The following is a 253-nucleotide window of genomic DNA, read 5'->3' as shown; positions in this document are numbered from 1 at the left end:
AATTTTTGCACTTAATATTTGAAAGCCGGCAAAAAAAAATAGGGCGAACAATAACAGCCCTTTAGGTTCAGGGACTTCAGTAGTGGACAATGTTCTTACAAAAGCAAAAGAAGTATCGTTTTCGCCGAATAAGTCAGCCCCGCTTGCGCCGTACAGTCCGATAATTCCATCATGATAACCTTCGGTGTCAAAAAGTTCTCCGCCATCTGAATACTTATAGTGGAAAAAATAATCATCAGAAACAGACGCAGTG

1 protein-coding gene is annotated in these 253 nt (G+C 40.3%); it reads right to left on the bottom strand.

Annotated features, from left to right (window positions below):
* A partial coding sequence (locus NLF92_RS13440) for a hypothetical protein (protein WP_254102761.1) occupies positions 1 to 253 on the bottom strand: 253 nt, incomplete at both ends.

The organism is Opacimonas viscosa (assembly GCF_024199005.1).
Taxonomy (GTDB): domain Bacteria; phylum Pseudomonadota; class Gammaproteobacteria; order Enterobacterales; family Alteromonadaceae; genus Opacimonas; species Opacimonas viscosa.
The sequence above is the reverse complement of the archived record's forward strand: the minus strand, read 5'-3'. Positions and strand labels throughout refer to the sequence as shown.